Origin of the sequence: Novosphingobium aeonii (genome assembly GCF_052279045.1) — a bacterium.
GTDB lineage: Bacteria > Pseudomonadota > Alphaproteobacteria > Sphingomonadales > Sphingomonadaceae > Novosphingobium.
The window spans coordinates 1,944,103-1,965,611 of record NZ_CP176833.1; the positions used below are offsets into that span (position 1 = coordinate 1,944,103).

At 69.7% G+C, this 21,509-nt stretch carries 4 protein-coding genes; all 4 read right to left on the minus strand.

Annotation, left to right across the window (positions count from 1 at the left end):
* Positions 1–30: 30 nt before the first annotated feature.
* Positions 31–18,057: a hypothetical protein gene (locus ACLIMP_RS23940; RefSeq protein ID WP_443478496.1), complete on the minus strand. Its 18,027-nt coding sequence runs from the start codon at positions 18,055–18,057 to the stop codon at positions 31–33.
* Between the two features lie 329 nt (positions 18,058–18,386).
* Complete coding sequence (locus tag ACLIMP_RS23945) at positions 18,387–19,229, minus strand: SapC family protein (protein WP_324699235.1); 843 nt, start codon at positions 19,227–19,229, stop codon at positions 18,387–18,389.
* Between the two features lie 348 nt (positions 19,230–19,577).
* Entirely contained in the window at positions 19,578–20,291 is a 714-nt protein-coding gene (locus ACLIMP_RS23950) for an SDR family NAD(P)-dependent oxidoreductase (RefSeq protein WP_082370216.1), read from the minus strand.
* Positions 20,284–21,498 carry an MFS transporter gene (locus ACLIMP_RS23955; RefSeq protein ID WP_324699234.1) on the minus strand — a complete coding sequence of 405 codons (1,215 nt, stop codon included), beginning with the start codon at positions 21,496–21,498 and terminating at the stop codon, positions 20,284–20,286. The genes ACLIMP_RS23950 and ACLIMP_RS23955 overlap by 8 nt, the downstream gene beginning before the upstream one ends.
* Positions 21,499–21,509 lie beyond the last annotated feature (11 nt).

A 21,509-nucleotide genomic window follows, 5' to 3' on the forward strand; every position in this document is an offset into this window, starting at 1 on the left:
GAGGGTTGGTGGCCGTGAGGGACATCGGGATCACAAGTGGAACCGGATGCCCGCCATGGCGGTCAGGTCGCTGTAGCCCTTGCCGAGGTTGGCCCCGACGCTGAACTGCAGGTCCACCTTGCGCATCTGCAGGGTGGAACGCAGGTCAATCCGGCCGCTGTCGCCCACCGCTTCCGCGCCTGCGGCGGTGAAGCGGTAGTCCTGCGCCCCGGCGAAGGCCGCGGTGACCGAGCGTTCGGTGTCGAAGTCATGCACCCAGGCTGCACGCAGCGTCGTAACCAGCGCCTTGCCTTTCGGCAGGTCTATGCGGCCAGCAACATTGGCGCCGAGCAGACTGCGCGCACGGGTCCAGTCCTTGCCGAAGAAGGCGAGACCAAGGGTCGCCGCCTCGCCATCGGCCTGGTGCTCGACATAGGCCGGCAGCGAAAGCCGGGTAACCTCGAGCGCACCGAAGGGCTGGAACACCAGGTTGCCCTGGCCGAACTGACGCGCGACCTGCGCCCGGCCCGACCAGGCGTGCATGGTGAAGTCGCCATGCGCCTGCACATTGCCGTCGGCATAGAGCCACATGTCACGCAGGTACGTCGTGTCGGCAGAACTGTGCAGCAGGTCCGCGCTGATCGTCCAAGCGCCTGGATGGAAGCCCGCATAGGCACCGAAGGTATAGACCTTCGCCTTGCCCGAGGTGCTCACGCCCGGAACCGAGAAGCTCTGCGGATCGTAGCCGAAGGTGGCGCCGATCACGCTGCGCGCGTCCGGGCGATAGTCCCATCCGCCCTGGATGACGTAACCGCTGGTGCGCGTATCGTGCGCCCCATCGGTGCCGTCGAGACGCTGGCGGCCGCCCTGGATCGCCATCCAGAGATTGCCCAGCGGTTCCTTGCGCCAGGCCGACGCAAAAGTCCCGACGCGGCTGACGATCTGGCTGTCGATGACGTCATGGTTGTTGCCGATCGCGGACAACGCCGCGCTCTGCGCCGCGGTGACGCCTTCACCGGTCAGGCTGTCGTAAACCGTGCCCAGCGCGCCAACCGTCGGGATCGAGATGATCGCCGCGGCTGTCGGTGCGAAGGCGTCGGTCGGCGTTTCCTGGATACGGTCGAGCACGTTGCCGATCACGGCCTGACGCTGGGTCAGCCCGGTCGGAGCGAACTCGATCGTGTAGCGGATCGACTGCTCGTTGATCGAAGGATAGCCGAGGCTGAAGCTCGCCACCGCCGAAGTCGGAGCGACCAGTTCGACCGCATCCTGTCCGGTGATACCGCCGGCTGCCTCCAGGATCACCGCCTCGTTGACGCCGCTCTTGGCGTAACCGAGGTTCAGCAGGTTCGTCGTCACGCGCCCGTTGAGCGCCGCAGCGCCGGAGACGACGACCTTGTCGGCCGTGTTGGTCCTGAAGTCGAGGTCGAGGTTGTACTCGCTCTGCGCCGTCAGGGTCAGGCCGCCGCTCACCGCAAGCTGCGACACGACGCCGCCACCACCCGGATTGAGGATGCCCGCGTTCACGAACGTACCCGAACCGACGTTGACCAGCGAACCGGCCAGGAAGATGCCGCCATCGACGTTGGTGAAGCTGTTGAAGCCTTCGCCGAGATCGATCGAGCCGACGATGGTGCCCGAGTTGACGATCGTGTTGTTGCCGCCCTCCGCGTAGATCACCAGGCCTTCCTGCCCGTCCATGGTCTGGAGCGTGCCGGCATTGGTTACGGTGTTGTCGGCGCCGCCAAGCAGCGAGACGGCATGGCCGCCCAGACCGCCGACGACATAGACATCGCCGATGTCGAGCATGATCGCGCCACCCCCGAGGCCGCCGGTGCTTTGCGCGACAAGCGCGCTCGAACCGGCCCCCGTGGTCACGACATCGGCATTGACGGTGAGGTTCACCGCATTGCCCGCGCCGGAACCGCCGAGCACGCTCGTTTCCGAGCCTACCGCGCCGCCGCCGCCGCCGACCGACTGAACGACCACGCCATTGGCATTGGCCCCGCTGGTGCGGATCGCTGCGTCTACCGTCACGTCTACCGTACCGGCATCCACCGAACCCGCGGCCACCGACATCAGGCGTGCCATGCGCAGCGGGCTTGCCGCACCGGCATCCACCACGTCGAGCGTCTGCACCTTGCCGTCAGCGCCAACGATCGAGGCCGCACCGCCGCCGCCACCGATCGACTGCACCAGAAGTGCGGTCGAACCGGCACCGGTGGTGGTGATCGTCTTGTTGATCGCCACCGACACGTTACCGCCGTTGCCGGTTGCACCGTTCGAAGTGCCGAGCGTCAGCGTGCCATCGGCATCGGCGCCCACGGCGCTGACATAGCCGCCGCCACCACCGATCGACTGCACGACGACACCCGCCGCACCTGCGCCAGTAGTCTGGACACGGCCATCGAGAGTGAAGTCGATGTTGCCGCCCGAGCCGCTCGCCGCGCCGCCAAGGTCCACATTCGTGACCGTGCCGGTGCCGCCGGTATTATCGAGCGTGGCAAGACCGCCGCCGCCGCCGATGGACTGCACGAGAACCGCGTTGGCGCCGGTGCCGCTGGTGACGACATCCGCCTTCTGGTCGAGCACGATGTTGCCGCCGTCACCGCCCGCACCGCCGGTCGATCCGGCTGCAAGGGTGATGTCGCCCAGCGCGCCGCCTTCCATGGAAGACAGGCTGGCCACGCCGCCGCCGCCGCCGATCGACTGGACGACCAGCGCCGAGGCGAGGTTGCCCGAAGTGCCGATGGCGCCGGTCGAGGTCGTGAAGGTCACGTCCCCGCCATTGCCCGCCGTGGTCTGCGAGCCGCCGAGGTTCAGCGAAGCGCCCGAAAGCGAACCATCGGCAAGGCCGAGCGCCATCGTGCCAAGGCCGCCGCCGCCGCCAACCGACTGTGCGAGCAGGCCGATGGCCCCGTCGCCCTCGGTGACGATGGTCGCGCTGTTGGCGATGGTGATCGCCGCGCCCGAACCGGCGGAATCTCCGCTGCCGCCGACATTGATCGCCCAGACCGCATCGCCGCTGCCCAGCACCACGTCGCCGGTGACACCCTCGGTGCCGCCGCCGCCGCCAATGGACTGCGCCGCGAAACCGACGGCGCCCGCGCCCTTGGTGTAAACCTCGTTCGCATTGGTCACGTCGATGACGTTGCCGTCACCCGCCACGCCGCCGGTGCTGCCCAGTTGCAGGGTCAGGCCGTTCGACCCGACTTCCAGCGGATCGGGCACGGAGAGCGCGACGTTACCGCCGCCCGCGCCGATGGCCTGGGCCAGCAACCCGTAAGAGAGCGCGCCTGCCGTCTGGAGCACGCCGCCCGAGAGGTTGACCACGACCTGCCCCTGCCGGCCGCTGATCCCTTCGCCCTGAGCGCCAAGGTTGAGGTTCACACCGTCGAAGGCACCCGCCTGCGCCGTGATGGCATAAGCAGACTGGCCGCCGCCGCCCGCGATGGACTGGGCGAGCACGGCGATGGAGTCGTCCGCCAGCGTCACGATGCTGCCGGTCGAGGTAACGGTAACGTCGCCGCCATCGCCGCCAGCGCCGCCGGTTGCGCCCACTTGCGTGTTCAGCGAACCGCCCGTGACCGCCAGCGAACCGGTAAAGCCACCCGCACCGCCGCCACCGCCGATCGACTGCGCCAGAATGCCGACCGAAGCCGCACCTTCCACAAGGATCGAGCCGGTATTGGTAACGGTGATGTCACCGCCGTTGCCGCCTGCACCGCCGGTGCCGCCGAGCGCGGAGGTCATGCCGCCAAGGCCCGTGCTGAGCGTGCCGGAAACGACCATGCCCGCCGTACCGCCGCCGCCGCCGATCGACTGCGCGAAGACACCATAGGACAGATCGCCCTTGGCATCGATCACGCCGCTGTTGCTGACCGTGATCGTGCCGCCGTCACCGCCGGCGCCGCCCGAACCGCCAAGGCTCGTCGTGGTGGAGCTGCCGGTGCTGAGCGAGCCCGAGATGGACATGCCGCCAAGGCCGCCGCCGCCGCCGATCGACTGCGCGAAGACGCCGATCGAGTTGGCTTCGAGCGTCTGGATCACGCCGCTGTTGGACACCGCGATATCGCCGCCATTGCCGCCGCCGGCACCTGCGCCGCCGATGGACTGGCTGATCGCGCCGCCCACGCCGACGGAGAGCCCGCCCGCGAAGCCGCCCGAACCGCCGCCACCGCCGACCGACTGGCCGAAGACCGCAACCGAGCCCGCGCCCTGCGCCAGCACGTTGCCGGCATTGGTCAGCGTGATCGCGCCGCCATTGCCGCCACCGCCGCCAGAACCAGCGCCGAGGGTCGAATTGACCGCGCCGCCGGTGGCGATGGTGCCGTCGACCGCGAAGCCGCCGGAACCGCCGCCACCACCGATGGACTGCGCGAAGACGCCGTATGACAGATCGCCATCGACCACGATGGTCGCGCCCGCGGCATTGGTGACGCTGATCGCGCCGCCATCACCACCGGCTCCGCCAGAACCGCCAAGCGTGTTGGAAAGGCTGGAAACCGCGCCGCTCGCCGCCAGCGAAAAGCCGCCGACACCGCCGCCGCCGCCCACGGACTGGGCGAAGACGCCTGCCGCATTGGCACCGGCCGCATGGATCTGGCCGCTGTTGCTGACGGCAATGTCACCGCCCTGGCTGGCATCGCCGCCGGCGCCGCCGATGGTCGAACCGAAGGCACCATCGCCCGATCCGGTGAGACCGCCCGCAAAGCCGCCGGCACCGCCGCCGCCACCGATGGACTGCGCGAAGACCGCAACGGCCCCGGCACCCAGCGTTTCGATGGTGCCGCTGTTGGTCAGCGTGATCGCGCCGCCAAGGCCGCCGCCACCGCCGGTTCCGCCGCCGATGGTCGACTGCGCATCGCCAGTGAGCGCCACGGTCGCACCGGCTGCGAAGCCACCGTTACCGCCGCCGCCGCCGATGGACTGCGCCTGGACACCGTAGGCGAAGGCGCCCTCGGTATAGACCGCGCCGCTGGTCTGGACAGTAATGTCACCGCCGATACCGCCTGCACCGCCGCTGCCGCCGATCGTGTCGGACATGGCATCGAGCTGCGAGGCCGCGCCGCCGACGGCAAAGCCGCCGACACCGCCGCCTCCGCCGACCGACTGGGCAAGGATCGCCACCGCCTGATCCCCAGCAGTCGCCACGAGGCCGCTGTTGGAGACAGTGATATTGCCGCCCGCGCCGCCATCGCCGCCGGCTCCGCCGACCGACGAACTGGCCGAAGCGCCCTCGGCCGAAAGACCGCCGCCTGCCGCGAAGGCACCTGCACCGCCGCCGCCGCCGACAGACTGCGCGAAGATCGCGATCGAGGCGTCGCCCAGCGTTACGACCTGGCCTGCGTTGCCGATCGCAATCGTGCCGCCAAGGCCGCCAGCACCGCCGATGCCGCCACCGACGCCGTTCTCCACGTCATCGCCCAGCGCCAGCGCGCCGCCGGCCGCAAAGCCGCCTGCACCGCCGCCGCCGCCGACAGACTGCGCGAATACGCCGTAGGCAATGGCGCCGTCGGTTTCGATCTTGCCGCCGACTGCATTGCTGACGGTGATGTCACCGCCATCGCCTGCCGAGCCGCCGTCTCCGCCAACCGTCTGCGAAACCGCACCGGCCTGCGAAGCGGCGCCGCCGGTCGAGAAGCCGGCGACACCGCCGCCGCCGCCTACGGACTGCGCGAAGAGCGCGGTCGCATTGCTGCCCAGCGTCAGGATCGATCCGCCGTTCTCCAGCGTGATCGTACCGCCCGAACCGCCTGCGCCGCCCGAACCGCCAACCGTGTTGGAAGTCGCGCCGCCCTCGGCCGAGAGGCCGCCGCCCGCTGCGAAGCCGCCGGCACCGCCGCCGCCGCCGATGGACTGGGCAAAGACCGCAATCGCGCCCTCACCCGCCGTCTGGATCGCGCCGATACTGGTCAGCGTGACATTGCCGCCGATACCGCCGCCGCTGCCCGAACCGCCGCCGACGCTGGATTCCACGTCGCCTTCAAGGCTGAGCGCGCCGCCGGCCGCAAATGCGCCCGAACCGCCGCCACCGCCGACCGACTGCGCGAAGACCGCGTAGGAGAAGTCTCCCAGCGTGGTGATCGAACCACCGGCGCCGTTGTCGATGGAAACTTCGCCGCCGTCACCGCCGGCGCCGCCGCTGCCGCCAACCGTGTTCGAGGCGCTGTCCGCCTTCGAAGCGCTGGCGCCGACCGAGAAGCCGCCGGCACCGCCGCCGCCGCCCACCGACTGGGCATAGACCGCCATGGCATTGGCGCCCTCGGTACGGATCGAGCCGGTGTTGACCAGCGAAACCACGCCGCCGGCACCGCCCGCTCCGCCTGCGCCGCCAACCGAGTTGGACGCCGCGCCGCCCTCGATGGTGAGGCCGCCGCCCGCCGCGAAGCCGCCGGCGCCGCCGCCGCCGCCCACGGACTGGGCGAAGACTGCGATGGAGCCGTCTCCGGCCGTACCGATCTTGCCCGCATTGCTCAGCGAAACAACGCCGCCGATGCCACCGCCGGCACCAAGGCCCGCGCCGACCGACGAATTCGCATCGCCCTCAAGGCTCAGCGCTCCGCCAGCCGAGAATCCGCCCTGACCGCCGCCGCCGCCGACCGACTGCGCGAAGACCGCGTAAGACAGCGTGCCCAGCGTGACGACCGCGCCGTCCGCGCCATTGGCCACGGAGACTTCGCCGCCGTCACCGCCCGCGCCGCCGCTGCCGCCGACCACGGTCGAGGCGCTGTCTGCCTTCGATGCAGAGGCACCCACGGCAAAGCCGCCCTTGCCGCCGCCGCCGCCGACAGACTGCGCGAAGATCGCAGTCGCATTGGCGCCTTCCGTCTGGACCAGGCCATCGGTCGTGATCGAGACCACGCCGCCAGCACCGCCAGCACCGCCCGAACCGCCAACGCTGTCCGAAGCAGAGCCGCCTTGTGCGGTCAGGCCAGCGCCCACCGCGAAGCCGCCGGCACCGCCGCCGCCGCCCACGGACTGTGCGAAGACCGCGACCGAGCCTGCACCCTTGGTTGCAATCGTGCCGGTGTTGTCGAGGCTGACGAGGCCGCCTGCGCCGCCGCCGCCACCGCTGCCGCCGCCCACGGCGGATTCCGCATCGCCTTCGAGGCTGAGACCCGCGCCGGCCGCAAAGCCGCCCGAACCGCCGCCGCCGCCGACAGACTGCGCATAGACCGCGTAGGACAAGTCGCCATCGGTGGTGATCGTGCCGCCGTTATTGGCGATCGTGACGTCACCGCCCGCACCTGCCGCGCCGCCGCTGCCGCCGACGAGGTTGGATGCCGCATCGGCGCTGGCCGCTGCCACACCGGCGGAGAACCCGCCTGCGCCGCCGCCGCCGCCCACCGACTGGGCCAGGATCGCGGTTGCATTGGCGCCCAGCGTCTGGATCGTGCCGCTGCTGGTGACCGAAACGAGGCCGCCGTCACCGCCGCCCGCGCCTTGTCCGCCCACGGCATTGCTGGCAGCGCCGCCCTGCACGCTGAGGCCGCCCGAGACGGCAAAGCCGCCCGAACCGCCGCCGCCGCCGATCGACTGTGCCAGCACCGCCAGCGAGCCATCGCCGCGCGTGCCGATATCGCCCGCGTTATTGATCGAAACCACGCCGGCCGAACCGCCCGCGCCGCCCGATCCCGCGCCCACGGTCGAGCTGGCATCGCCTTCAAGGGCAAGGCCCGCGCCGACCGAGAAGCCGCCCGAACCGCCGCCGCCACCGATCGACTGCGCCTGGATGGCGATGGACATCGCGCCTTCGGTGACGATCGTGGCGTTCGCCGTGTTGACCAGCGTGACGTCGCCCGCCGAACCGGCCGTGCCGCCGTCTCCGCCGATGGAGCTGTTCGCCGCGCCGCCCTTGGCCAGCGCGCCGCTGACCGCGAAGGCGCCGTTGCCGCCACCGCCGCCGATGGACTGCATCAGCACCGCCGTTGCGTTGGCGCCCTGCGTCAGGATTGTACCGTCGTTATAGAGCGAGACCGTGCCCGCCGAACCGCCAGTGCCCGCACCGCCGCCGATGGCATTGGAAAGCGTGCTGTCGCTGCCGCCGGCAAGGCCCGCGCCGACCGCAAAGCCGCCCGAGCCGCCACCGCCGCCGATCGACTGCGCGAAGACCGCCACGGCGCCGTCGCCGCTGGTCTGGATCAGGCTGTAGTTGTTGACGCCGACATTGCCGCCATCACCCGCCGCGCCGCCGGCTCCGCCGCCGACCGAGGAACTTGCGCCTTCGGACAGCGAGAGCGCGCCGCCCGTGGCGAACCCGCCCGAACCGCCGCCGCCGCCGATCGACTGCGCAAGGATCGCGTAGCCGAAGTTGCCGGTAGTCACGACCGTGCCGGTCGAGCCGTTGGCGACTTCGACCGTGCCGCCGTCACCGCCTGCGCCGCCCGAGCCGCCGACCGCGTCGCTTGCCGAAGCGGCCTGCGAGGCAGAGGCACCCAGCGAGAAGCCGGCCGAGCCGCCGCCGCCGCCGATCGACTGCGCGACGATAGCCATCGAGCGATCGCCCAGGACCTGGATATCGCCGGTGGTCACGACCTTGACCGCACCGGCATTGCCACCAACGCCGCCCGAACCGCCGAGGCTGTTGGTCACGGCTTCCGAAGTCGACGAAATCGTCAGCGAGCCGGCGAAGCCGCCGTTTCCGCCGCCGCCGCCGATCGACTGGGCAACCACGCCATTGGACGATGCACCGAAGGTGTAGATATCGCCGGTGTTCTGCACGGTGACCAGGCCGGCATCCTGACCGGAACCGCCAGCACCGCCCGTGGCACTGGAAGCCGCCTTCTCGCCGAGCGCCAGCGTACCGGCTACGGCGAAGCCGCCCGAGCCGCCGCCGCCGCCGATCGACTGCGCCAGAACGCCATCGGAAAGCGCACCGTGGGTCTGGATGAGTGCGCTGGTGGAAACGAGAACATTGCCGCCGACGCCGCCATCGCCGCCCGAGCCGCCGGTGACCGCGCTGGCGCCTTCGCCGTTGGAAGCCGCCGCAAGGCCGAGCGAGAAACCGCCCACGCCGCCGCCGCCGCCGATGGACTGCGCAACGACCGCTGCCGAGCCATTGCCCAGCGTGCCGAGCGCGCCGCTCAGCGTCAGATCCACGTTGCCCGCATCGGAACCGATGCCGCCCGCGCCGCCAACCGAGCTGACCGCCGAACCGCCGCCCAGCGCTGCCGCAAGGCTGCCCGAGAAGCCGCCCGCGCCGCCGCCGCCGCCGATGGACTGAGCCAGAACCGCATTGGTGGCATCGCCTGCCGTCAGGATCTGACCCTGAGAAACGACAGTGACATTGCCCGCCGCATTACCGGCGCCGCCAGCGCCGCCGACACTGTCGGACGCGCCCGCACCCTTGGTGGCAATGGCGCCGGAAACCGAGAAGCCGCCGGTACCGCCGCCGCCGCCGATCGACTGCGCCACGATGCCGCGGCTGTGATCGCCCTCGACCTTGATATTGCCAATGGAGGTCACGGACACGTCGTCGGCCGAGCCGGACGAACCACCCGCGCCGCCGGTAGAGCTGGAAACCGCATCCGCGCCCGAAAGAGCAAGACCTGCCGAGACCGAGAAGCCGCCGTTTCCGCCGCCGCCGCCGATCGACTGGGCGACAATGCCGGTGGAGTTGGCGCCGTGAGTATAGATGTCGCCGGTGTTGGCCACGTCCACGGTGCCGGCATTGCCTGCCGAACCGCCCGCGCCGCCGCCGATGGTGGAGTTCGCCTCGCCCTCAACGCTCAGCGCGCCGCCGACCGAGAAGCCGCCCGAACCGCCGCCGCCGCCGATGGACTGCGCCAGGATCGCGCCCGATTGCGCGCCGAAAGTCTCGATACCGCCCGTGTGCGTGACGGAAACGTCGCCCGCATCGCCTGCCGAGCCGCCGTCGCCGCCGGTCGACTCCGCCGTGGCGCCGCCGCTGCTGGACAGCGCCGCGCCCACCGCAAAGCCGCCCGCGCCGCCGCCGCCACCAATCGACTGCGCGAGCAGCGCTACGGATGCCGCCCCCTTGGTGACGACATTGCCGTTCACATCGACGCTGACGTCCCCTGCGTTGCCCGAGGAGCCACCGGCACCGCCGCCGGTCGCCGATTCCGCATCGCCTTCGATTGATGCAGCCGCGCCAACCGCGAAGCCGCCCGAGCCGCCGCCGCCGCCGATGGACTGGGCAACCACGCCGCGCGCCTGCGCACCGTCGGTCTGGATATCGCCATCGACCGACACGCTGACCGACCCGGCATCACCCGAGGAACCGCCGGAACCGCCGGTCGAATCCGAAGCCGCACCGCCCGAGGAGGACAAGGCCGCCGAGACCGAGAATCCGCCGACGCCGCCGCCGCCGCCGATGGACTGGGCCAGCACGCCATTGGCCGCCGCGCCCGAGGTTATGATGGTACCGGTCTGGTCTACGGTAACGTCCGAAGCCGAACCGGCCGCGCCGCCCGCGCCGCCGCCGACGCTGGACTTGGCGTCCGAATCCATCGACGCGCCAAGGCCCACGGCAAAGCCGCCGACACCGCCGCCGCCGCCCACGGACTGCGCAAAGATGCCGTTGGCCGATGCGCCCGTGGTCTGGATATCGCCGTCATGGCTGACGGAAACCGTGCCCGCGCTACCGCCCGCGCCGGCCGAACCGCCGACGCTGGTGCTGGTCGCCCCGCCTTCGAGGCTGAAGCCCGCGCCGACCGAGAAGCCGCCCGAACCGCCGCCGCCGCCCACGGACTGCGCAAAGATGCCGTTCGAGTTGGTGCCGCTGGTGACGATCGTTCCCACGTCGGACACGAACACGTCCGCGCCGTCACCGGCCGTGCCGCCTTCGCCGCCGCCCACGCTGGAGGTCGCATCGCCCTTCATGGAGGCGCCAAGGCCCACGGCGAAGCCGCCGTTGCCGCCGCCGCCGCCCACCGATTGGGCCAGGATTCCGTTCGAATTGGCGCCGCTGGTGCCGATGTCGCCCACGCGGTCCACCGTGACGGTGCCGGCGCTGCCGCCGCCGCCGCCAGAGCCGCCGACGCTGTCGCTGGTCGCCTCGCCGTCAAGGCTGAGGCCCGCGCCGACCGAGAAGCCGCCGTTGCCGCCGCCGCCGCCGACAGACTGCGCGAAGACGCCGTTGGCCTGATCGCCCAGAGTGACGATCGTGCCAGTGCCGGTCACGGTTACATCGCCGGCATTCGAGCCGGTGCCCGCGCCGCCGCCGCCGACCGAGGATTCGGCGTCGCCCTTGATCGAGACGCCAAGGCCCACGGCGAAGCCGCCGTTACCACCGCCGCCGCCGATCGACTGGGCGAGGATGCCGTTCGATCCGGTGCCCTTGGTCTGGATGTCGCTATCGGCATGGACGGTGACGTTGCCCGCCGTCGCGCCGCCCGCGCCGGCCCCGCCGACGCTGGTGGAGGACGAACCGCCCTCGCTGGAGAAGCCCGCGCCGACCGAGAAGCCGCCGTTGCCGCCGCCACCGCCGACCGACTGCGCAAAGATGCCCGCTGCCGCTGCGCCTTCGGTCCAGATCGTGCCTTCGGTGGTGACCGAAACGTCGCCCGCCGTGCCGCCCAGCGAACCCTCGCCGCCGCCAACGTTCGATTCCGCATCGCCCTTCAGCGAAACGCCGAGGCCCACGGCAAAGCCGCCCGAGCCGCCGCCGCCGCCAACTGACTGCGCGAAGACGCCGTTGGAACCGTCACCCTTGGTGGTGATGCCCTCACGCGCCACGACCGTGACGTTGCCGGCGTTGCCGCCCGAACCGCCGCCACCGCCAACGCTGTCGCTGGTGGAATCGCCTTCCGCGCTGAAGCCCGCGCTGACCGAGAAACCGCCGGTGCCGCCGCCGCCGCCGACCGACTGGGCAAGCACGCCGTTGGACGCCGCGCCTTCGGTGTAGATCGAACCGGTAGTGTCTACGCTGACATCGTCGGAATTGCCCGCCGCGCCGCCTTCACCGCCGCCGACGCTTGATTCCGCATCGCCCTTGATCGAAACACCGGCGCCGACCGAGAAGCCGCCGTTGCCGCCGCCACCGCCAACCGACTGCGCGAAGATGCCGTTGGCGATATTGCCGGTGGTCTGGATCTTGCCGACATTGACGACATCGACGGTCGAGGCGTTACCGCCCGCGCCGCCGCTGCCGCCAACCTGGTTGGAGGCGGCATCGCCTTCACCCGAGAACGCCCCGCCGACCGAGAAACCGCCGGAGCCGCCGCCGCCGCCAACAGACTGGGCAAGGATACCGTTCGAACCCGTTCCCGATGTGACGACCGAATAGCCTTCGATGGCCGCATTGGCACCGGCCGTGGCCGAGACGCTGACCATGCCCGCATCGTTGCCGGTACCGCCATTGCCGCCAACGCTCTGCGTATCGGAATCGCCCTTGGCCGAAAGGCTGGCGGAAACCGAGAAGCCGCCATTGCCGCCGCCGCCGCCGACCGATTGCGCGAAGATGCCGTTAGCCAGTTCGCCCGTGGTCTGCACGGTTCCAAGGCTGGTCACGTCGACATTGCCGGCCAGACCGCCGCTGCCGCCGGTGCCACCGCTGCTGTTGCCGATGGACTGACCCTCGACCGTGGCCGAGGCGGTCAAGCTGAAGCCGCCGTTACCGCCGCCGCCGCCGATCGACTGGGCCTGGATGCCCGCCGCGAGGTTGCCCGTGGTGGAAACGTTGCCGGTTGATCCCAGCGAAACGTTGCCCGCCGTATTGCCGGTGCCGCCCGAACCGCCGATGCCCACGGCCACGGCATTGCCCACCGACAGCGAAAGCGCGCCCGCGAAACCGCCATTGCCGCCGCCGCCGCCCACCGACTGGGCGAAGAGGCCGACCGAACTGGCGCCGCTCGTCGAAATGTCGCCGGTGCTGACGAGCGAAACGTCGCCCGCCTCGCCGCCGGAGCCGCCCTTGCCGCCGATCGCGACCGAGGCCGAAACGCCGTCACTGCTGGCGGTCAGGGTGCCGGAAATGGCGAAGCCGCCATTACCGCCGCCGCCGCCGATCGACTGCGCCAGAATGCCGTCCGCCTGATCGCCCAGCGTGGTGATGTTGCCGGTCGAGACGACCGAGACCGCCTTGCCCGCACCGCCCGATCCGCCCGATCCGCCCAGCGCCAGCGCCGCCGAGGCATATTGCGCGCCCGCGACCGCGACGGAGAATCCGCCGTTGCCGCCGCCGCCGCCCACGGATTGCGCGAAGATGCCGTTCGAAAGCGTGCCTTCGGTGTAGATGTCGCCGGTGTTGGCCAGCGTAACCGTTCCCGCGTCGTTACCCGTGCCGCCGGTGCCGCCGAACGAGAGCGCCGCCGCGCCGTACTGGGCGCCCGCAACGCTGGCGGAGAAGCCGCCATTGCCGCCGCCGCCGCCGATGGACTGCGCCACGAGGCCGCTCGACTGGTCCCCGGTCGTGGCGATCTGGCCGGTCGAAGTGAGCGTAACATCGCCCGCCGTACCGCCCGCGCCGCCGCTGCCGCCGAAGCCGATCGCGACAGCGCCATACTGGCCGCCTGCCGCGCTGACGCTCCAGCCGCCGTTGCCGCCGCCGCCCCCGATCGACTGGACCTGCGCGCCCGCGCTGAAATCACCCAGGGTGACGATGTCGCCGGTATTGGTGAGGTCCGCATTGCCCGCCGCACCGCCGGTGCCGCCCTTGCCGCCGAAGCCGATGGCAGCAGCGCCGTATTGCGCACCCGAAGCGCTGACCGAGAAACCGCCGTTACCACCGCCGCCGCCGACAGACTGGGCGAACAGCCCCTGCGAGTAATTGCCCTCGGTCCAGATATCGCCGGTCGAGACCAGCGTTACGTTGCCTGCCGCGCCGCCCGTGCCGCCGTTGCCGCCGAAGGAGAGCGAAACGGCGCCGAACTGAGCGCCTGCCGCAGAGATCGCGAAGCCGCCGTTACCGCCGCCGCCGCCGATCGATTGCGCACGCACGCCAGCCGAGAAGTCGCCCGAAGTCGTCAGGTCGCCATCGGAGATGACCCCAACGTCACCCGAAGAGCCGCCGCGGCCGCCGGTGCCGCCCATCGAGAGGCTGACCGCGCCGAACTGGCCGCCCGAGGCGGAAATGGCAAAACCGCCGTTGCCGCCGCCGCCGCCGAGCGACTGCGCGAAGATCGCATCGGCATTGTCGCCGAGCGTCTGGATGTCGCCGGTGCTGTCGATGTTGACTGCGCCCGAGGAGCCGCCATTGCCGCCATCACCGCCGAACGACGCGGAGATGCCGCCACCCTGGCCGCCTGCAACAGCGATCGCACCGCCGCCGTTGCCGCCGCCACCGCCCACCGACTGCGCGAACAGGCCCTGGGAGCTGTCGCCTTCGGTCAGGATATTGCCGTTGCTGACCAGAGTGACCTTGCCGCCGGTGCCGCCGTTGCCCGCGCCCCCGCCGAAGGCGAGCGATGCACCGCCCGCCCAGCCGCCGCTGGCGGAGATCGCGAGACCGCCATTGCCGCCGCCGCCGCCGACAGACTGCGCGAGAATGCCGGCCGAGGCCGCGCCCTGCGTCCAGATACCACCGTTAGAGGTGACCGAGACTTCGTCGCCATCGCCGCCGTTGGCGCCCGCGCCGCCCATCGAAAGGCCTGCCGCGCCGATGCCGCCGCCCGAAACGGCTGCCGAGAAGCCGCCGTTACCACCGCCGCCGCCGACAGACTGCGCGAGGATGCCGTTGGAAAGATCGCCGACCGTCGTGATCGTACCGGTGCTGCCGACCGTGACCTTGCCGCCATTGCCGCCATTCGCGCCGCTGCCGCCGAAGGCCGCGGACATTGCGCCGGCGCCGCCGACCGAGCCGGAAACCGCGAAGCCGCCATTGCCGCCGCCGCCGCCGACGGACTGCGCAAAGATACCGTTGGAGCTGAGCCCCTCGGTGGAAAGATCGCCGGTCGAGGAGACGAAGACGTCGTCACCCGATCCGCCGTTGCCGCCGCCGCCGCCGAACGTGAGGCTGACCGCGCCGGCCGCACCGCCGGCAAGGCCGACCGCGAAGCCGCCGTTACCGCCGCCGCCGCCAACGCTCTCCGCGAAGATCGCGTCGGACTGGATGCCTTTGGTCGAGATGGTGCCGACCGAGACTAGCGTGACAGTCGAACCATCCGACCCCGCGCCGCCCGCGCCGCCGAAGGTCGAGGTGATCGCACCAAGGCCGATCGCGGCACTTGCCGAGAAGCCGCCATTGCCGCCGCCGCCGCCGACGGACTGCGCAAAGATGCCGCGCGACTGGTCGCCTTCGGTGGAGATGTCCGTTGCGCTTTCAACGTCGACCAGTCCACCGGCACCGCCCACGCCGCCGGCGCCGCCGTAGCTCATCGTCAGCGATCCGCCGAGCGATGCGCCCGCCGCTACCGAGAAGCCGCCGTTACCGCCGCCGCCGCCCACCGAGCTGGCGAAAATGCCGTCCGAAAGATCGCCCTTGGTCGCGATATAGCCCTGAAGGCCCACGCGCACCGCACCGCCCGAACCACCCGATCCGCCTGAGCCGCCAAAGGCGATCGAGGCGGTGGCACCGAGACCCGCCGAGGCCGAGAGCGCGAAGCCGCCGTTGCCGCCGCCGCCGCCGACAGACTGCGCGAAGAGGCCGCTCGAACGGTCTCCGAAGGTTTCGATATAGGCCGAGCCCATGCTTGCGCTGGCCGTGGTGCACGAAGAGTTGGTGTTGACGCAGATGTCGCCGCCTGCACCGCCGCCGCCGCCCTTGCCGCCGAAGGCCGCGCTGACAAAGAGACCTGCAGAAACTGCCGAGCCGCCGTTGCCGCCGCCGCCGCCGATCGACTGGACGAAGATCGCCGTTGCATCGTCACCCGAAGTAGAAACGAGGCCGGTCTGGTTGAGGACGACCTTGCCGCCCTTGCCGCCGTTACCGCCCGCACCGCCGATAGCGAGCACGCCGGTGCTCGATCCGCCATTGCCGCCGCCGCCACCGATCGACTGGGCGATGATGCCCAGTGCCTGGTCTCCCTTGGTGGTGATCGTTCCGCTGTTGGTGACGGTGACGATACCACCGGCACCGCCGCCGCCGCCGGACCCGCCGATGGAAATGAGGCCGGTGGACGTACCGCCGTCACCACCGCCGCCGCCGACCGACTGGGCCTGGATGCCGATCGAACGTTCGCCGGAGGTCGAGATCGAGCCGCCGTTCGTGACGGTGACATTGCCGCCCGGGCTCGTTCCCGAACCGCTGCCGCCGATACCGACAAGGCCGGTCGAATTGCCGCCTGCACCGCCGCCGCCGCCGACAGACTGCGCAAAAATGCCACGGGCGTAATCGCCCGTGGTCTTCAGTGCGCCTTCGTTGTCGACGATCACCGTACCGCCGAGGCCGCCCGTGGCGCCCGATCCGCCAAGGCCGACGAGACCGACCGAACCGGAGCCCGAGCCGCCGCCGCCGCCTACGGACTGGGCGAAGATCGCGTCGGACCAGTCTCCCCCGGTCGTGACCGAGCCGGCCGAGGTCTGCGTAACCTGGACCAGACCGCCATTACCGCCGCCCGCGCCCGAACCGCCCAGCGCAACCAGGCCGCCCGAACCCGAAGCGTTGCCGCCGCCGCCGCCGATGGACTGCGCGAAGATGCCCTTGCCCGCCTCGCCCGTTGTCACAAGCGTCGCGCCGGAAGTCACGAGCACGGTGCCGCCGTTGCCGCCACCTTCGCCCGAGCCGCCCAGCGCGGCGAGGCCGCCGGTAACACCGGCGCTGCCGCCGCCGCCGCCGACCGACTGTGCCAGCACCGCGTAAGAGCCGGTGCCGGAGGTCGAGGCATAGGCACCGGCTGCAAGATTCACGATCACGGAGCCCGCGTCGCTGCCCTGGCTGCCCGCGCTGCCGAGCGCCACCAGACCCACCGTGGTGCCGCCGTTGCCGCCGCCGCCGCCGATGGACTGCGCGAAGAAGGCATGGGCGAAATCGCCGGAAGTCTTGGTGGACGAATTGCTGCCGGCCGTGATCGTCGCGTCGCCGCCCGGACCGCCGGCGCCGCCGTTGCTGCCGTCAGCGAACAGGCCACCGCCGCTGCCGCCATCGCCGCCCGAACCGCCGATGGATTCCGCGAGCACGCCGTGCGCGCCCTCGCCCTCGGTCTGGACCACACCGTTCTGGTTGACCCGGACGTCACCTCCCTTGCCGCCGTAGCTGCCGCCGCCGCTCGACGAGACGAGGCCCCAGCTACCGCCGCCGTCACCGGCCGAACCGCCGAGGCTCTGTGCGAGAATACCGATCGAGCCCGCACCCTGCGTGGCCACCGTGCCGTTGTTCGTGGCCGTGGCGTCTCCGCCTACGCCCGGAGACCCGCCGCCCGAACCGCCGCCCGACAGGAAGCCGGAACCACCCGCGCCGCCCTTGCCCGACGAACTGCTGACGAGAATACCGTAGCTGTTGCTGCCGGTGGTCAGGACCTGGGCATTGCTGACGAGGTTGACGTCTCCGCCGACGCCGGCGTTGCCGCCCGAACCGCCGTCCGAACCAAGATAGCCGTTGCCGCCCTTGCCGCCGTCACCGCCGATGCTCTGCACGATGACGGCCGCCAGATTGTTGGACCGCGAGGTATAGGACCCCGAAATCGTCTGGTTGATGTCATCGCCCTTGGCGCCGGAACCACCGTCCCCCGCGGAAATGAACAGTGCGCCGATATGGCCATTGCCGCCGTTCCGCCCGCGCAGGACCTTGCGGTAGATGCTGTCGTTGATGCCTGACTGGAACTGCACCTCGTCCGCGCCGGTGGCATTGGTGGCAGGCGCAATCGAGGTGACGGCGTCAGTCGTGCTGATCGTGTTGTCGGCAGAGCTTTCCAGCGAAACCGCGGTCACGGCGCCGCCCGCATCCGTGGTGACCGCGGTGACCGTGTAGGTCGTGCCCGAAACGTCGAACGTCTGTCCGACCTCGTCCGCGAGCAGGATGACGTTGTTGCCGTCCGTCTGCACCTGCATCGGCGGCAATTGCTTGGTGACGGTCTCGAACTCGCCGGTCACCGGGTTGAGGACCTGCGCGCCGACCGGCGGCATGACGATCGGGGACGGCGTGGGGGCAGGCGCGGGGGATGGCGTCGGGGTTGGAGCGGCAGAAGCCTGAACCGGCAGGACACCGCCGAATACCATCATCGCTGCAAGCGTCGCCACGGACGCGCTCGAACGCCAGGAACGGGACGGGCGGTCCTGCGCCGTGCTCGCGGTGGAACGGCCAGCGAAAGGTTCAGAAGTGTACAAGGTATGCCCCCCGGATGCCTGGTCGGCAAGTTGCCCGGCCCGCCCCCGGGGCGGGATTTCGCAGCTGTACGACACGGGATCGCCAGCGGGGAATCCGGGACAACACTTAGAAATGAAGAGGAAAAATTTCTTACTTATCAGATTGTTAAGAAATTTTTTCCGGTTTGATTACGCGCACGCGAGTCAACGCCGCCCTCCCCGCTCCCACCGGGAGCAGGCAAGGCGGTGCCGGTCGGTCGGTGTCAGGTGTCGCGCGCGACGGCAGCCAGGGCGTCCCACTTCGCTTGCGAAGCGATCTGCGCATGGATCGCGGGCAGCGCTCCCGCTTCGCGCAGCCGCAGGAACTGTTCGGAATCCAGCCCCTCGAACCGAGCGCGGTTCACGGTCACATATTCCACCAGCAGGCTAGGCTCGGTCGAATTCGGCGCCGTGTAATGGACCCGCTTGGGCTCGAACAGGTCGAGTTCGTCCAGCAGGGCAATGAGAACGCGGGTGCGTGCCTGAGCCGCTTCGTAATTCTCGCAGAAGCGCAGTGCCTGCAGCGTCAGTTCGGTAGGTTCGCCCTTTTCGAAAAGGACGACCGAATCTTCATCGCCCCTGTTCGCAACGCGGCCCGACGCGTGGTCGAGGCAGAGGATCAGGCGATCGCTTCCCTCGTCACGGGCGAAGACGAAGGGATAGCGGCGCAGGTAGGCCGGAATGTAGGCCCCTGCCTGATAGCGCCCTTCCGAAACGAAAAGGTTCCGCTCGGCTTCGAGGCCGGTAACGACGTAGGGCTGACGATCTTCGCCGAAGAACAGGATCGGATAGTCGAGTGCCGCGCGCTCGAACTCATCAACAGTGAGCTGGATCATCGGTGCGGTAGCGGCAAAGCCGAAATCGGTCGGCGCGACGACGACAGCTGCATCGGCGTGCGTGACGCTGTGTACAGGCCGCGGTTCGCGGTAGAGCGGCAGACTGCCGTTCACCTGCGGCTCAGCCACGGCCCCACCCGCGACAGCGCCTGCAACGGTGCCACCGACAGCGGCGTCAACACCGGCCGCCACATCGACGGCCTTGCGATTCTTTTGCTTAATTTCGGTCATGCCCCACCAAACTATAATGCCCCAAAATCACCCCCCGACAGATCGCACCCCAATCGCGCTATCCATCGGAATTCAGTGACTTATACAGTTTGCGGCCTAGGGAAAGGTAAACAAAACCGCAAGGATGAATTCTATCGGACACACCAATCCGCGGTGCAATCCGGACATTTACCTATTGGCTAATATAGGAGGTAAACGGCCCCTGCGATTTCGCGGCGCCGAAATTGTGCGCGACACGGGCAATTGGGGGCTTCAAACCCTAACGCGGAGGGCACTGGTCCGGATGTTTCGGGGCAGAAAACACCGCCGGCACGATAGGCGGGCACGATAAGCCGCCCCTGGCCGCTGTCACCAACCCGTGGCGCCGGCATCGATCGCGATATCTGCAGCGGTGACGTACCGGGCCTCGTCGCTTGCGAGCCAGGTGGCGGCCCATGCGATGTCCTCGGGCTCGCCGAGTCGCTTGAGCATGTTCTTCGCCAGAACCTGCTGCTCGAAGGCCGGGTCCGCCTCAAGGTGGCGCGCGGTGGCCGCAGTGCGGATGAAACCGGGCGCGATGGTGTTGGCGCGGATCCCATGCGGAGCGCCTTCCATCGCGAGCTGCCGCGTCATGGCCAGTACGCCTCCCTTGCCCGCACAATGCGCCAGCGCAGGAGAACCTTCAAGGGCATGACGGGCATTGGCCGAGGCGAAGTTGACGATGCTGGCCCTGCCGCTTGCCCTGAGCCACGGCCAGGCCGCGCGGGTCGCCAGATAGACGATGTCGAGTTCGCCGGTCAGCGTTTTCCGCCAGTCGGCATAACCAAGGTCCTCTATCCAGCCGAACACCGCAAAGGCCGCCGCGTTCACAAGTATGTCGATGCGCCCGCACGAAGCGCCGATTTCCGCAAATAGTGCGTTCGTGGCCGCTTCGTCAGTGAGGTCGCAGTTCCGATCCGTTCCCGAAAGGTCGACACCGATCACCGCGGCGCCCTCCTTGCGGAACATGTCCGCCACGCCTTCTCCGATGCCGTTCGCCGCACCCGTGACGACCGCGATCTTGTCGTTCAGACGCTCAGCCATGCGCCATCGCTCCGTTCCTGCCATGAGACGCGCGCGCAGCCAGCAAGGCGACGATCACGCCGCCCAGCGCCGCTATCGAGAGCACCGAGAAAGCGCCGAGCAGCCCCCCGGTGCGCTGGCCCGCGAAGGTCACCACGATGGGCGAAAGGAACTGGCCGAAAGCGAAAGCCGATTGCCAGAAGCCGGTTCCGCGTCCACGGAATTCGAACTTCAGGATCGACATGGACCACACCAGCAAGGTCGGCAGAAGCAGGCCCGCGCCTACCTGGTTGACGAAGCACCCGGCGAGAAAGCCCGGCACCGCGCCAGACCGGGCCATCAGCATGAAGCCCATCGAGAGCAGCGCGAATTCAAGGAGCAGCAGCCTGCCGACAGACCACTTACGGCCCAGCCGCGAATAGAGGAAGGTGCCCAGCGGCACGCCGATCGAAGCGATCGAGGTCAGGAAACCTCGCTCGGCCGGGCTGGCGAGGCCCAGTTCGGCAAGCCCGCTCGGTGCCTGAATCTGCACCGTATAGAAGAACACCGAACCGTAGACGGTAATGGCAACGATCATCGCCATCCTTGCCCAGGGGAACCCCTCCCAAGAGCGGTTATGCGGCGCTGTATCGGCGCCCTCTTCCCCGGAGCCGTCCCCCGAGGGCTCCCAGGTGAACTTCCAGACCAGGACAAACATCCCCAGCGCCGAGGCATAGGCCCAGAACGGCGTGCGCCAGCCACCCTCGCCCATGATACCGCCGAGGTTGAAGAAGAGCAGCGCCGACATCGAGGCGAAGGCGGTCTGCGCCGCCAGCCATTTGTCCCGCGAGGCACCCTTGTAATAGTCGCCGATCATCGTCGTCGAAAGAACGTAGATCAGCGCTTCGGCAATCCCCACGCCCACGCGCGAGATCAGGATATGCGTGAGGTCGGTCAGGAAGACCGGCATGACGCCAACAACCGCATAGAGCAGGAATGCGGCCAACAGGAGGCGCCGCCGGCCGAACCAGTCGCCCAGCATCCCTGCGAGCGGACAGAGCAGCGCCACGCAGAGCGAAGGCAACGTCAGGACCATCGGCACCCAGTATTCGTGTCCGGGTACCGTGCGGTAATGCGCCATCAGATCGGGGATGATCGGCGTCAACAGCACGATCGCCATCGTTGTCAGCGTGATCGGCAGCAGCAGCGAGATGCCGGTCAGCATGCCCGGCTCATGATGGCGTGTCATTCTCTCCCTTT